Below are 15,785 nucleotides of genomic sequence, written 5' to 3' on the forward strand. Positions count from 1 at the left end.
ATCTGATTGCCAATGAACCGACGAATATTTTTCCTGATGATCTTGTCGGGGCTGCTGAGCTTCGGACGCGGGTCTGTGGCCGACGAAATCGAATTCCGTCTTGTGCCCTATGACCGGCCCGAGGTCACGGTGGACAGTCTCGAGGTGAATGAACCGATCCTTAACCCTGTGCAGACAGCGCGCGGGGTGGAGGTCCAGAAGGTTGGCGTCAAGGTCGTCTGTTGGGCCAGGAATATTCTGCTGGATGGCCAGCCGCTGTTCGAGCGCTACCATGAAGGCAAGTACATCGACCGTATACCCCGGGCGCGGCAGGAGCTCAAGCCGGGCCGGCATGTCCTATGGCCGGGCGATCACGTCTTCACGCTGGGAGCTGACGGAACCCTTACCTCTGAAAGTCCCGATCTGCTTGTTGCCGGGAAAATCATCCGGATCAAGGCTTATCCGGTTACCATTCGTGCCCTCCTTTCTAATCCGACAGACCCCGACTTGCCTCCCTCCATGCGCGAGGCGCCTCTGCCCGATCTGACGTTGCGGGATTCCCTCGAGATGCTTCCTGCCGGGACTGCGGATGAGGCGCATGAGGCGTGGCGTAAAAGCGGCAAGGCGCATGAATTGCTGCCGGTGTTTGAAAAATTTGCGCCCTTGACGATCTGGCTTCCCGCCCACCATGCTGGGCACGGGTATCAACTTCATCCGGTTGGCATCAGCTTTCAACTCGGAGCTGATGGTATTGCGGCGGGAGCAGGTGGGGGCTTGGCGCCGATGCCTGCGGTGCGAGTCAGCCAGTGGGAAATCGGCATTCCGCTCTACGCCTTTCCGCTCACTGGCGACCGTAATTGCTCGGTCGTGGTCACCGGCGTTGAGAAGATGCAGTGGGGGGAACACGATGCAGGCACACCCAAGTTTGCTCATTTGTATCCCCGCCGCCAGGGATACGAAGTTTGCCTGGGTATGACCGGATCCGTCATCTCCGTTGGAGGCGACCTTTCATCATTGCCTGTCAAGGCCTTGCGAGTCGATCTTCCCGATCCCACCAAGGGCATTCAGCGCGGCCTGCTCGCCGAGTTGTCGACTCGTCATTTCAAGCCGGGTGATGCGACGACAGTTCGGCTTCAGGCGATTGATTCCGGCATTCCCGCAGGGGCACGGGTGGTTACAAACGAAGCGTCCGCCACGCTGACCAACCGGTTGGATGGCGCTGCTCTTTTTGCGCGTCTTCAGGGATATGCGGCCACCAACTGGGTTGCCGTTGAGGTGCGGTCCGGGCCTGACTGCCGGGCGCAATTGGCGATCCCGCGCGTGCCTGATGGGCTTTATAAGCTTGAGCTGGGTGTACGGCCGGCTGACGAAGCGGGGCCGCCCTTGTCGGTCGAGACTTGGATTACGGTGTCCGAGCCACGTCCGATGAGTCTCGGGCTTTTCACTCAGCGGGGCCGGGATGCGTTTTACCGGGGGGAATCCTTCTGGGTGGGGGCTGGGCTGCTGGCGATTGGGCAGCCGATCCCGGCGGGGACGCCCCTTCAGGTTGATCTGGTCGATGCGCAGGGACGGCGTTTCAGCCTGTTCAAAGACAAGCTCGGGTCGGCGGTCAAGGATCGTGACACACGGCTGGTGCAGCTTGACAGTGCGTTAACCCTTCAGTTGGCACCTGGCTCCTATCGGGTTGAGGCGACCCTTGGACAGATATCGGCCCGTCCGCTGGTCTTTGATCTCGTAGAGCCTGAACCGGCGACACATTTTGATAACATCATTCTCGGTAAGTACTCGTCCTGGGGCAGCAGGTACGCGCAGTGCATCCGTTCCGGCCAGGGGGCGGAGGAGCTTGTACGCGAGCTCCGCGCGATGGGCATCAACGGCTTTAAAGGCATGTCCTACGACATGGATCGGGTGGTCCATAACGATGCCGTGGTTGAGCAGGTCATTCGGGAGTGTCCAGAACTTGGTCCGTGGGAGGCCTATGCACAGTCCAGCGGGCGGGATCGTTTCCTCAATGCCTGCGTGCGGTACAACCTGCGTTTCTGGGAGGATCTATTTACCTATAACGACACGACCCTTCCACGCGGTGACGCTATCCTGGGTGCCTGTGCGCGCTATGCCGGACTCGAAACGCACTCGATGCGACATAGCCCTGCCTTCCAGGGGGTCTGCTTGTATGATGAGATCTATACCCGGTCGCTCATTGATGGCGTTCCGATCGTCTCGGCCTTTGAGCAGGCGATGGAACTCGGGTACCGTGCCAAGAATCCGAACCTCACAAGTGCCAAGGCGATGAAGGCCTTCGATCGGTATATCGCCCGACCTGTCGAGCAGCGAAACCGGGAGGATCTTGATACGTTCCGTACGTACCCCGCCTACGAGGATGAGTGCTGGCGGCTCTGGTGTGACCGGCTTGCTGGCTCGGTGAAAAGCGTGATGCCTTCGTCAGCCAATTTCACGCTCAATCGTTATTGGGGCCATAACGGGGGAAATATCGCGGCCAATGGGCGTGAGGAGGATGTGTTTGCCTCCCTCGATATCGCGGCCTGCGTCATGTATAAGGACTCCGGTTGCGGGGATCGGCCTGTTTTCGCTCCGATGCAGGCCGATGTGCTTCGACTTGGCGGGAAGGGCCGCGTCTGGACCCAGCTCCATACTTACCATAGTCCGGGAATTTACGATCAGCACATTTTGCGCCAAGCCTTCTTCGCGCTTTCGCAACGCATCGAGGGTTTTACGTATTTTACCCTTGGCAATTCCGGGGATGCGTTGAAGAACATCGCCGGTACGCTCTGTACCCGCTATGGTGATTTTTTCCTCTCGCTTGACAAGGGTTACAAAAAGGTGGCGATCTACTATTCGCGTTCCGCGCAGTATCTCGGCGCCCGCAAGCCGAACAGCATCACGGAGCAGTGTGAGGGGCTCTGGGTGGCTTGTCTACGTGCGGGTTATCCGGCCGATTTCCTGGGTGATGATGATATTGCCGCCGGGCGTGCGATGGAATACAGCGCACTCTTCGCGCCGGGATTTACCTTTGAGGATGAATGTCCGGCGAAAACGTTGACCGAGTTGCGTCGCTTTTCCAACGCCGGGAAGACGTTGCTTGTTGAGCGATCCAGTCATTTGCCGGTCGAGGGGGCTGTTCGCCTCGATAGCGAACTTGATGAGTACGATCCGAAGTTGGGTTCATTTCCAAAGTACACGGACTTTGAAACCGAGCAGGTTTGGGACCGGAGTGTTGAGACCACGCGCCTCGTGCGCGAAACGCTCGCGAAGCACATCCTGCCTGCAGCACGGCACGACATGATGGTGGGTCCCGACTGGCTGATACGGGGAGAAGGTCAGTACATGGTGGTGCCGAACTTAAACCAGGTCGGGTTCACGGGCCTGTCTAAAACCCTCTATCAGGCGCCGCTTCGCACGCATCTCGAGTTTCCCCGCCGCCCACCCGTTTGTTTCGACCTGCTTGAAATGAAACCCGTGGCGGTCAAGACCGAGGGGGAGTGGATGTCGCTCGAGCTCGATATGGCCCACTATCCCGGCAAGGTGCTCGCGTTCCTGCCCGAGGCTCCCGTCTCCGTCCGGCTCGAAACGTCCGCGGAGCTGAAGGCTGGCCAGAACCTGAGCTACCGGGTAACGGTGCTCGGGGCAAAGGGCCAGCCGATCAATGCGAGTTTCCCCTTGGAGATCCGGATTACCACCCCCTCCGGACAGACGATGCAGGAGATCTACCGGGCCGCCGCCCCGGAATATGTCGCGGCCTGGACGGTGCCGGTCAACGGGGCCCCCGGAGCCTGGATCGTTTCCGTGCGCGAGTTAGTGAGTGGCCTGGCCGCGAAGGCTTCGGTTCAGGTCAAGGATGGCTTGATGCCTGCGGCGACTTTCGACACGGCCAAAGTCCGTTTCTCTGATCCCGGACGTTTAGCGGCCTTTTTGGCCGGGACGCAAGGCGATATCCTGATTCCTCTTGAGCCCGAGCAACAGTGGGCGAGACCCGCGGCCGAACGGTTGTGCAAAGGGTTGGCTACGCGTGGGCGTAAGGCCTCCATTGTGAATTGCGAGGCGGTGGCACGTCCGCCGGGTCCTTTTGATCGCGAGCAACCACGGCTTGATGGAACGCGGCTCTGGCGGGGTGACGTGGTTCAACCCGGATTCTTTATTGACGGGCCAGTGATCCTGCTCGGGCGCCGGGGTGAGAACCGTCTCATCGAGGCGCTCACACGGCGCGATGCGTTGTCGGAGCCGTTGACCTCGAATTTCCCCGGACAGGGTGGGGCGCTGGTGTCCTGGACCCACAGTGCCTTTGCCAATGGCTTCGACTCGGTGGCCATCCTCGCCAACGATGCCGAGGGGCTTGGTGCCGGAGTGGATGCTTTCCTGGCACTCAAGCCGGAGGCCTCCTCAGGGCCTGCTCCAGTTCCGCGCTTGCAGGCTCCTCGTCCTGTGACTACTGGACTTGTGCCCGGTCAGACCGTTGCGGCGACTCGGGACTCCTTTGCCGGATTGATCAGCGGCGAGGATATGGTTCAGAGCATGGATCTCGATCCTGCTACCGGGCGGGTGCTTGTGGGCACCTTCGGTTATGGCGAGAACCTCTTTTGCCTTGGACCGGATGGGAAGCTGCTGTGGAAGATTTATCTGCCCGAGCATGATGTATATACCGCCCGGTGGTATGATGACGGGCGCCGCATCATGGCCTTGACCGGACGTGGATGGTACCTCTTCCTGTTGGACGGACAAACTGGTCGTGTGATCAAGAAGCTTGCCGCCACCGAATGGGCGGACACGCATTGGAGCGAAGGCGCAATTGATACGCACGTGCAGGCCGAGATTAATCCGGCGCTCAAACAGATCCTGGTGGCCGGGCGTGCCGGTCTGTTGGCTCTCGATTATGAGGGACGGCGACTGTGGTTTTCAGATCGGGCACCGGAGATTGTGTCTGTTGTGCAGGAAGCTGAAAAGAGCGGGGGGGCCGCGGCCTTCCCCATGACCCGCTCCCTGGTGAATATGGCCCTGAGTCCGGATGGTTCCCGCCTGGTCTCCAGCGAATACCAACTGACGGGGAGCACGGAGATCAAAAAGGAGATCGTTGATGTATGGGCTTTCCGCCCGCGCTTCCTCGACGCCCGCACCGGCGCCTTGATTGTTGAAAGTCATGATGACCCCGGGAACCAGACGAGTGCCGGGGGCTGGTCTGTGCGCTGGCCAGCCGGTTCGGCCATACCCTGGGTGGATTCAAGCGGTCTCACCGCGCCGCTCCCTGAAGACGGTAAGCTGGGTCGGTGGCAGTGGCTCCCGGGACGGCGCCTGAAAGGCGACCGGTTTCTCAAGGGGAGTAACGAGCTCACCTGCCTGGACGTGAAGGGTCGCACGATCTGGAGCCTGGCGGCTGATCCCGCGGTATTGGTCTCCTCTGATGTGCTCGCCCCGGATCTCAGCCGGCTCTACCGCTCTTTGTGGAATGGGGATGTGCTTTGCATCGATCTGGCTGATGGGACCACGCTCTGGAAGCGCCATCTGGCTTTCCGGGCAAAGCTGCAGCCGGTGGCGGATGGGGTGATGGCCGGGGCGATCGACGGGACCGTGGCGCGATTCGGGCTCGATGGCCAGATCACGTGGCAGGCCCAGGTGCCCGCCCTCCACGAGGCGCCTAGCGGTGACTACCCGGCCTATGTCCGGGCGGGGCTTGATCGCGATCCCGATGCGACGGGCGAGTATTACCCGGCGGGTGAGGACAAGTCCGGCGATCTCGATTCAGTTTTGCGTTTTGGGATGGAGCAGCTCGCCAATGGCGGCTTCGAAGACGGAGCCGGCTGGATGGCAGGCGAGGGGAAGCCTCAGTTCTCGGAGGTGGCTCGCGCCGGCAAACGCTCCTTGCGGGTGATTCCCGGAACCATGGTCACGCAGGGTGTTGACCGGCGTGTGGTTCCCCTGGGTACCTATCTGCTTGAGTTTTCCTACAGGCCGATCGGCACGGGTGCCGTGCTGACCGCCGGCGTACAGTTCGGCGGGGAATCGGCCCCGCTCACTCTCTCGGCTTTCAAGGGGCGGCCCGGAGTGTGGAGTTTCGGGCGGCTGGCGGTAAAGGCACCCTTGATCTCGGCGGGGTTGACGGTCGGGCTGGAATCGACGGGTGGCGAGATACTCGTGGATCAGGTGAGTTTGCGGCCGATCCGTTTTCCCTCGGCGAATTTGCTGGCCAATCCCGAGCTCTATGCGGTGGAGCCGACGTTTGTGCGCGATATCCGTGTGCGCTACAGCCGGATCCCCAGCAGTCTCAAGCAGAAGCTGATTTCGCAAAACCATGTCACCGCGTTTAAACAGGGGGGGACTGACTCCGCCATGCTCTTCACGGAAGAGGAGTCCTTCCTGCATAACAGCCGGCTCGATGATATCGGGACCACCTGGTTCCAATCTCCGGATGCCATGGGCTTCAGTGTGGCGTTGGTCCAACCCGCCTGGGTTTCACATCTCGTGCTTTACCTGAATAATGCCATGCCTGAGGAGCCCTATCGCACGATTGCCATTGAGGCTAATAATATCGAGGCAAAGATTTCCAGCGTGGTCGCACTGGTGCGGAACAACCGCCGCCGGTTTGTGGTGGTCCATTTTGAAAAGCCGATTTTCACCGATGTGTTGAAGATTCTGCCGGGCCGTCAGCTGCATGCCAACCGGGACAGCCTGACCGAGGTGGAGGTCTATGGCCCCGTTGGCGGTCCGGATACGGGCAGTGCGAAGGCATTTCCGGTTGATCCGCTCAGTTGGCCCATGTTCATGGGCGGGCCCGCCCACGTTCCTCCCGTCACGCCTGCCGACCTGTGCGGAAATTATAGTGAGAAAGGCCGGTTGGATGCCAACACGCCCGTATTCCCCGCAGGCCCGATTCTGGCCAAGGGACTCTTTGTGGTTCCTTCGCCCGGTGGCGGGCTGCGTTCCGCTTCCCTGGGTGACGAGCTGGGGAAACGGCGGCTCAATTGGGGGCGTTCATGGACCTTTGGCACCATTACCCCGCTCAGTACCCCCGCCTGGTATGCCGGGCGGTTGCTCGTGGGCTCCGCCGACGAGCGGCTCCATGCGATCGCTGAAAACGGGGCCCGGCTCTGGTCGTTCCAGACCGAGGGGCGCGTCTATTCGGCGCCGACCCCTGCGGGCGACGATGTGTTCTTTGGTTCAGACGATGGCAAACTCTACCGGGTTGACCTCGACTCCGGGATCCTGATCTGGGAATACAAGACGGCCGGAAAAATCCGCGCGGCGGCTGCGCTGGCCGAAGGGCGGATCTATGCCGCCTCGTGGGATGGGCAGCTGCACGCTGTGACCGCCGAGTCGGGGAAACAGGCATGGACGGCCCCCATAGCTCCCTGTACCCGGGCCGCCGCCGCGGTCTCTGGCGGGGTGGTGTTCCTGGGTGATGAAAGCGGGCATATGCGGGCCTTCGGGGCTGCGGATGGGAAGTCCATTTTCGATCTGCCGCTGGGCGGGCGTATTTCGCGTGGCGCGGTCGTGAGCTCGAACGGCATCTTCTATGCCAGCGACCAGGGGCACGCGGCGTTGGTCTCGCCGGCGGGGCAGGTGCTCTGGTCGGTGGTGCTCGGTAGCGAGGTGACCGGGCAACCGCTGGCCACACAGACCCAGTTGCTGGTCCCTACCCGGTCCGGCCTTCAGGTCCTGCGACAACAGGATGGCCGGCCCGATGAACGGCTCAAGTTGCCGGGCAAGTCAGCTCCCATCATTGGGGTGATCCCTAGCGGGGAGCGCCTGTTTATGCTGACGGGGAGCGCCAGCACGCAGCATCGCGGCGGACCTGTGACGTATGCCGAATATGATTCAGCCGTGATCGTGCTGGGTCCGGAGGAGAACAAATGAGCGCCATTTTGAAGATTCAGAAGTTCGGTATGTGTCTAGGACTTGCGTTGTTGCTGGGGAGTGCGGTTAAAGGGGCGGCGGCCGAACCGGCATTGGTCGTGAGTACGTTCTCAAGCCTCCTGCCGTCGGGCCTGGGTATTTCGGCCCGGGTCGACCTTGTTGAAAAAAAGGTGGGACTCGCTTCCGCGGCGCTCACTTATCGGCTGGATGTGCGGGGGCGGGCAGAACTCTCATTCCTTCCCAATGCTTTTATCCTGCCGGCTCCGGGCCTGGTTCATGTCTGGGTGAAGGGCAACAAATCCGGGAACCGGATCAGGTTTTCGTTTTGGGATGCCAAGGCGGTCACCGATTCGGACGGCGGGATCCGGTATGATGACGGCAAGGACAGGCCCATGCCTCCTGTGACGCTCGACTTCGATGGGTGGAAAGAATTTTCATTTGATCTCAAGGAGGTGCCGCGCGAACGGCATCTGTGCTTCAAGGGCATTGCCATTGAGCGCGGGGAACAGAGCAAGGAATTGCCGGTGGAGGGGACGGTGTGGATTGATGATATGACCGTCGTGCCGTCGGTTGGCCCCAAGCCCACGGCCACGGCGCTGGTCGGGTTACTCGGTTCGCGGATGCGCGTCCGTGACACCAATCTGGTGGTGGCCGTTGATCTGCGGAATTTCACCTCCAAGCCTGTCCGGGCAAATGTCCGGATGGCCTTGGTGGATTGGAATGACACGCCGGTGGCGGACCGGGACACCGAGGTGAAACTGGCGCCTGGTGAATTGACGGAAGTGGTCGTCCCGATGGCGCCGGATAGTTTCGCCCCCTTCGTTCCTCCCTTCAGGTTGAGAGGCGATGTGCTGTCGCCCGATGTGCCGGAACTGAACGGGCGGGTGGATGAGACGATTGTGTTCGGTAACAGCTATCTCCTTTTCGAGCCCTTCGCCGACGTCTACGGCGGCTGGGGCACGCGCGGGACCAAGTTTGGGGATCAGAACGTCTCGGTCGCCGAAGCCTACCGGTACACAGGGTTGCCACAGACGAGCCTGCGGCTGAGCCGGGTTGACATTGCCGCAGCGGCGGGTGGCGAAACCAATCCGCCGGGCCGCTATGCCATGCGGGTTGATTTTGAGAATTCGGGAACGGTGTTCAATATGCGCCCTCCGGCGCGCCGGTATTTTTCCGGGGACGCCTTCCGTGCGGGATTCTGGGTCAAGGGGGATGGGTCGGGGGCGCGCGTGTCGGCGATTCTGCAGGACTACAGCGACATGGCCGATTTCTATGAAGGCGGCTGGAAGCGCACCCGTATCGAATCCTTACTGTGCACACTTGATTTTACGGGCTGGCGTTATATTGAGGTGGGGTTGCCCGGAGACGGTATCCTCACGCATTTACCCAAAGGCTCGACGCGCGATATTGATGCTCCCTTGGAGCTGGCGGGCTTTGCCATTGCAGCGGCCCGGGAGGACGACAGTGTAAAGGGTGTGACGGGGAATCGTAACTCCGGAGCGGTGAAATCCGGGGTCGTCGAATTTGGCTCCGTCTTTATCCATACGCAACAGCGGGCGGCTGAAGCGTTGGCGGCCTTTGCCGCCTATGATGACCCCGAACACCAGTGGGCGGGCGACCGTGGCGCCTGGGCTATCGTCCAGAACGGATGGGTGGGTAGAAGCCGCAAGGTGCAGATACAGTGGAGCCTGGTGGACCAGGCTGGATCGCCTGTGGCTTCCGGCGCAATGGAAGGCGAACTCAAACCTGAGGAGGAGCGCGCCTTCCGGGTAGACCTGCCGGCACGGGCGGCGGAGGCACGCAAGGCGGCAGGCCCGCTTCGACTTCAGGTGGTGGCCGTCGATGCGGGCGATTCCCCGGTCAATGTCGATCAGGAGATCATCCTGTCAAAGCCGGATAGTCGTGCGTTCTTCGCCGATTTCGAGCAGGATCGTTCCTATGGTGCGGGTCAGATTTCTGGCCTGTCACGTGAGCCGGATCAGTCGCCGGCGGGGCATACCACAAATAAGGTGGCCCACTCGGGCTTGCGTTCACTGGAATTGACCTGGGCCGCGACCAACAGCGCAGATCATCTCGTCTCGATCGATCCGCCACTTCCGGGGCTACCGGTCTCGCTCTCGCTCTGGATCTATGGAGACGGCTCCGGGGTGCAGTTCTATCCCTTGATTGGTGACCGGAACGGCGTGAATAAGGGTATTTCCCGCGGGCAGTGGGATGTGTTCACGATGCGCACCACCGAGCCCGTGAGTCGTGAGGTTGTTACCGTGGATTGGACGGGTTGGCGCGAGTTGAAGTTCCGGTTCCCCCTGATACCGCCGAGTTGGAACATTGAGTTACCTGTGTTGAGTTTTGTTCCGAGCTATCCGCTCGGACTACACCTCGTGATGCTTCCCGGCAATCAGACTAACTTGCAGTCGGCCATGCTCTACGTGGATGATATCGTTGTGGAAACGCACCTTCCGCCGGCTGAACGCGTCGGTTTCCGGCTCGACCAACCCGGGGAGTCGAATATCCTGCCGCCCGGTGGTGAGTTGGCGGCCTGGGTCTGGAATGCAGATGCGGAATCCGTCAGGAAGCTCACGTTGACCGGCGGGCTTCAGAACTGGCGCGGGCGACGCGTTTGCGGTTCGGAGACAACGCTGGAACTCAAGCCCGGGGAAGTCAAACGTGTCGTGGCTGCCTCGAAGATTCCGCAAGGTGCCTATACTGCGAAATTTGAGCTCCGGGAGGGGACCGCGGTACGTGGCTCGGCTACGGGAGACCTGTTGGCGGCCGACCTGAGTACGGTGCTCGGTGCCAAGTGGCACGAGGCGCTGAGTGAGAGTTCCCGGTTGCGGGGGCCGCTCGGGAGCCTGTTCGAGCTTGTCGATGAAGACTGGGATTGGGTCGAGCATTATCCGGGAAATTTCCAGGCCGATACCGTGCGCGGTCGTGCCAAACGGGTACGTGAACAGGGCGGAGAACCCTTTGCCTTGCTGGGGTATAGCGCCTACTGGGCGGCGGGCGAGGGTTTTCAGGCCCGGCAGGCCAATGCCTTTTCGCGGCGGGCGCGTGACGCGGGCCATGCTGTGGATATTTTCATGCGGCCCGAACGGATCGATGATTGGGATAACTATGTCTGTGAACTGATGCGGGCGGCCGGGAGTGATGTCGATGGGTGGATTCTCTGGGATAACCCGGACGGCGCAGGACCGCTCGCCATGAAGCCGGAGGTGTTCGCGCCGCTGCTCAATTCGGCATGGCGCTGGCGCAACGCGTATTGCCCCGATAAGCCCCTGTTGATTGGCGGGATGCAACGGGATACGGCCGTGGCATATCTCGAAGGGCTTGCCAAAACGAATGCCCTCAACTCGTTTAGCGGCCTCCAGATGCGGCTTGACCTTGGACGGCTCTCGCCTGAGGACGCCCTGCTCGAAGGATTTATTGGCGAACTGCAGACGGCGTTGCGCAGCACCCCGGAGAATCCGCGCCCGATTTTCTTCACAGACCTGGATTGGGCTGTCGAGAAGGGGGACGAAGGACTCAGCGTTTTTGATCAGGCGGCCTATCTTGCCCGGACCACCCTGTTGCTCAACCGCTTCGGCTACCGTCCCTCGGTAACTGTGGCGAACGGAGACTTTGACCGCTTCGGGCTCGGGGTGGCCTACAAGCAGGTGCGTGCCTGTCCTCCGATGAGTGCCAAACCTGCCACCATGCTTTTGAAGCCCGGTTGGTGGGGGTTGGCCAACCTGCGGACTTGGTGTCAGGAAATGGATGCAGTGGGGGGGCTCGACCTTCAGGATGTCCGGCCAGGACGTTCGGTGGGGTTGCTGTATAAGATGCGGGACGGCCGCCCCGCCGCGATCGTGTGGCGGAACGATGAGCCGGGCATGGTTTCCTTTAACGAAACGGGTTGTGAGGTGGCCGGGGCGGAGGATGTGTTTGGCACGCCGGTTGTCCTCGAGCAGGGCGGCTATGCGGTCGGTAAGATTCCTGTGCGTTTTGTCCTGAAAGCGTCTGCTGAAGCGCCGCTGGAGGCGCTGAGCCGACTTCAGGTCCGTGATATCGGTGGCTCCGCATTATGGCCCCAACAGACGCTGGCGGCATTTGCACCGGCGACAGGTAAGCGTTTCGCTTATCATCAGTCCGGGGGCACTCAGACGGTTTTCGAGGGCCGGACGGCCTGGGGTGAAGTGGTGAAGCGGGATGGACTGCGTTTTATGTCCGGTGGCTCGGAGTCTTTCGAGCTGTCCGTGCCAGCGGGTGCCGGGCTGGCGTTGAGAAAGAGCTTTCTGCTTGACCAGGAGGGGCACACGGGCGAGGTCTTTGTCGAAGGCAAACCGGTGGGGAGTTGGAATCTGACGAAGACCTCCCCGGAGCTTTCTTCCGGCCTACGTGAATCCGTATTTCCTCTCGCCGCGTCCGTCATGGGTGGGAAGGCAAAAGTCACGGTCAAGATCAGCTACCCCAAGGGGGGCACAACCGCCCGCTGGACGGCGTTCGAGTATCGGGGTGGGGGATTCCCGCTGACGGCTGTGGGAGCGATCCATGCCGACCAGAACGTGGGGGCGCCACGGCCCGGCCGTAATACGGTGGGTGGCCCGCTGAAGATCGGTGAAGAACGATTTGGCAACGGCCTCGGCTGCTTTGCGATGAGTTTGCAGGAGTTCAGTCTTGGCGGCCGGTTCAAACGTTTTACGGCCAAGGTGGGGGTCGATGCTGTTACCGAGGGTAAGGGTTCGGTTGTCTTTGAAGTGTATGGGGATGGTAAGAAATTGTGGGCGTCGCCCACCATGTCAGGGCTGGATGCCGCACGGGTGGTGGATGTCCCGGTGGAGGGCGTGGAACGTTTGAGACTGGTCGTGGGCGATGGCGGGGATGGAAACCGCTACGATGTGGCCGACTGGTGCGATCCTGTCCTGCAGCTTTGATCTGAATAGGTGATTAGGCTGTAGACTGTTAGGAATTTCACTCCGGAGTATTTATGAAATTGAACAAGCAACTTTTTGCATTCTTGCTGATGGCGCTTCCGGTATTCGGGGGTGAGCCGGCTTCCTGTGAGGTCTATCGCGCGACGTCTCCGGTGACGATCGATGGGGCTCTTGACGAGTCCTGTTGGAAAGACGCGACCGCCTATCGCGTGGACTATGATAGCGACAAGCTGGGCGTGTTGTGTACCCAGGCGTTGATGGTGGTGAAGTATGCCTGGGACGAGCAGTATCTGTATATTGGCTATGAGACGTTTGACACGAATTTACTCGCGGAGGGGATGGGGCAGATGGATGGGCCTGATGGGAACCGTCGTGAAGGGTGTGTGATTTGGACCAGCAAAGGAGTCGACTGTGTCGAGTTCTTCCTCTCCTGGGGTGGTGAGCGGTATATGTGGGAACTGCATCATAATGCCCGGAACAACTTCAGTGATACCTGGTGTGTGGTGCCTCCGGAGAATGATCCGATTGCTCAGTATTCCGGTTGGGATTACGGGATCCGGTTCTGTCGTGGAGAGTATCTGGTGGACGATCCTCCCGCCACGGTGGCCATGGCGACCCGGCTTAAGCCAAAAACGAATGGAGCGCCTTCGACGGTGAACGATCCCTCTGATTGCGATACCGGGTATACGTCCGAGTTGCGCATTCCCTGGCTTGCGACAGGCATTGCCAAGGAGTGTGCCGTGATGGCGCCGCCTGCAGCCGCAGGGAAACGTCCGGTGCGGGAGCCGAAAATGTGGAATGTAGAAGGACAGCAGCTGTGGTTTCTGGCAGTCTTGCAGGATTCTGATTCGCATATGCGTTACCATCACTCCGGTCCTGAGTTTACCGGGGGCTGGTTCCATCGAGGTGCCGCAACCTGGCCCCGACTGGTGTTCCGGGCTAACAGATCAGTTTGGACGGGGTTTGGCAGTTGCGGTGGAACGATGGCGAACGGGGCGACCGGCTGCGGGAGGGCGATAACACCCTGGTGGTGCAGGTCGAAAGCGGGCTCCAGCACGCGATGAACCGATCCGCCGCATTCCTGATCCCGTCGGAAAATGATTTGGCACATTATAGGCTCCCTGCGTTAGAGGTGCATACAGCATAACGCGCTTTATTCTTCCAATGTGCATACCCGGCTATACAGTACTGGATGGATTTTGGTGTTTTTTCACCCGTTTTTCCGGTAATGTGCTGCAAGTTAACGATTGGCACGGGTATTGCTTAAACAGTTCAAAGGAAAATTCAGGAGTGCAATGTTGAACATGATTCGTTTTATTTCGTGGACTTTCTGTGGATACGTTCGGGTGCTGGGCCGGGCTTGGGTCGGGGTGGTGCTGGGGGCGGCGGTGGCCGGCGCCCAGGAGGTTTCCCTGACGGCGGGTGATTTTTCCAAGCTCGACACATTCGAGAGCGTGCTGCTGGCGAAGGCCGACAAGGTCTACGGTGCCAAGGAATACCGCCAGGCAACGGCGGCGTATGACGGCTTTGTCCTCCAGTATCCCAAGTCAGTCGCCACCCCGTACGCGCTGTTGTGCAAGGGACGATCGTTGCAACTCGACAACAAGCGGAACGATGCGATCAAGGTCTATAACGAGATCCTCGACTATTTCCCCAATGCTATCGCCTATGCCGGGGCCGCGCTATATTTTATCGGGGAATGCCATTGGCAGAATTCCGACACGAAGGAGGCCATGAAGGCCTGGGCCGAGATGGCCAAGGACAGCGACTACAGCAAACACCTGTTGGCCGCGCGCGCCATCAACCAGCTCGCCAACAACCTGGTGCGCCAGGAGAAATGGTCCGAGGCGGCACCCTATTACCTGCAGGTCGCCGTGGACTTTCGTCGCGCCAATCCCGAGGCGGCCCGTGCGGCCATTGAAAAGGTGAGTCAGTACTATGTCCGGGAACGGCCTGACGCGGCCGGGTTGCGCGCCGCCTACGACAAGATGGAGACGTTTGAATGGAGCCCCCAGGCGGGATCCGATACCAACTTCTGGAGCCGGACGATCGAGTCGATTGACCGGTTGGGTGTCTTCAATGAGGCTGATCGGTCTAACCGCGACCGCTACTACCAGTATTGGGCACAGGCGATGGATGGCAAGTTTCCGGAGTGGGACGACTACCAGGCGGCGGCGGCGCGTTTCCGCCTGGCCGTGGATGGCGATGAGGCCAAGTGGATGGCGCGCCTGGACAAACAGTTCAGCCAGTATCAGAAGGACGGGGATTATGCCCGGGTAATCCGCTGGATCGGCTACTATGCCTCCCGCAAGCCCAAGCTGGAGGAATATTACGCTAAACTGTCGTTCGAGAAGATGACCGGGGAACAGATCGTCGGATTGATCGGCGTCTTCTACACCAGGTGCCCCGCCACCAGTTATCCCCTGGCCCGCAACGCGATCGAGAAGCTCAAGCCAGGCGCGGTCAGTGACGACACCCGCGAGAACATCGCGCGGGGGTGGATGTGGGGCCGCGACGAGGATGGGCTGCGACTGACCGCCCTCGGCATGAAGGATGCCGACCGGGGCAAGATGTTGCTGCTCCGGTATTATCGCGATGCCCGCCTGGGCGACAAGGGGCTCGCGCTCGTGGACGATCTGGCCCGGGTGCCGGCCTATGCCAAGGAGGCGCTGATGGCCAAGGGGTTCCTCCTGCAATTGAAGAGCAAGTGGGCGGAGGCGATCGCCGCTTACCGGCTATCCGACAGTCCGCCGGACTCCTCGTTCCGCATCGCCGAGTGCCTGATGGCTGACGGCAAGCGCGATCAGGCCATAGCGACCCTGCGGGAGATCGAGAATTTCTTCAAGGACTCCGCCCCGGAAGCTGCATTGCGCATCGCGTATGCGTACCGCGACACAGGCGAGAGCAAGTCGTTTATCGCGGCGTTGCGGGCTGTACTCAAGAAATATCCAGGCAGTGCCCAGTCGAATACGGCTCATCTCGAACTGGAACAGCTGGGTGTAAAAACGGGTGGAGGCGTCGATGCGGAATAGT

Annotated in this window: 4 protein-coding genes; all 4 read left to right on the forward strand. The window is 60.6% G+C overall.

The window, feature by feature from the left end:
• Nucleotides 1–12: 12 nt before the first annotated feature.
• Entirely contained in the window at nucleotides 13–7,842 is a 7,830-nt protein-coding gene (locus WCI03_02950) for a PQQ-binding-like beta-propeller repeat protein (protein ID MEI8138806.1), read from the forward strand.
• Entirely contained in the window at nucleotides 7,839–12,752 is a 4,914-nt protein-coding gene (locus tag WCI03_02955; GenBank protein ID MEI8138807.1) for an NPCBM/NEW2 domain-containing protein, read from the forward strand. The genes WCI03_02950 and WCI03_02955 overlap by 4 nt, the downstream gene beginning before the upstream one ends.
• 53 nt (nucleotides 12,753–12,805) lie before the next feature.
• On the forward strand, nucleotides 12,806–13,816 hold the full coding sequence (locus WCI03_02960) for a hypothetical protein (GenBank protein MEI8138808.1): 1,011 nt from the start codon (nucleotides 12,806–12,808) through the stop codon (nucleotides 13,814–13,816).
• Between the two features lie 231 nt (nucleotides 13,817–14,047).
• Complete coding sequence (locus tag WCI03_02965) at nucleotides 14,048–15,784, forward strand: tetratricopeptide repeat protein (GenBank protein ID MEI8138809.1); 1,737 nt, start codon at nucleotides 14,048–14,050, stop codon at nucleotides 15,782–15,784.
• The last annotated feature ends 1 nt before the right edge of the window (nucleotide 15,785 follow it).

It is taken from the genome of bacterium (assembly GCA_037143175.1).
Taxonomy (GTDB): domain Bacteria; phylum Verrucomicrobiota; class Kiritimatiellia; order CAIKKV01; family CAITUY01; genus JAABPW01.

Bases quoted from the DNA above. Each gene is read 5' to 3' on its own strand.
- WCI03_02950 (MEI8138806.1), top strand. From the start codon at position 13: ATGAACCGACGAATATTTTTCCTGATGATCTTGTCGGGGCTGCTGAGC.
- WCI03_02965 (MEI8138809.1), top strand. From the start codon at position 14,048: ATGTTGAACATGATTCGTTTTATTTCGTGGACTTTCTGTGGATACGTT.
- WCI03_02960 (MEI8138808.1), top strand. From the start codon at position 12,806: ATGAAATTGAACAAGCAACTTTTTGCATTCTTGCTGATGGCGCTTCCG.
- WCI03_02955 (MEI8138807.1), top strand. From the start codon at position 7,839: ATGAGCGCCATTTTGAAGATTCAGAAGTTCGGTATGTGTCTAGGACTT.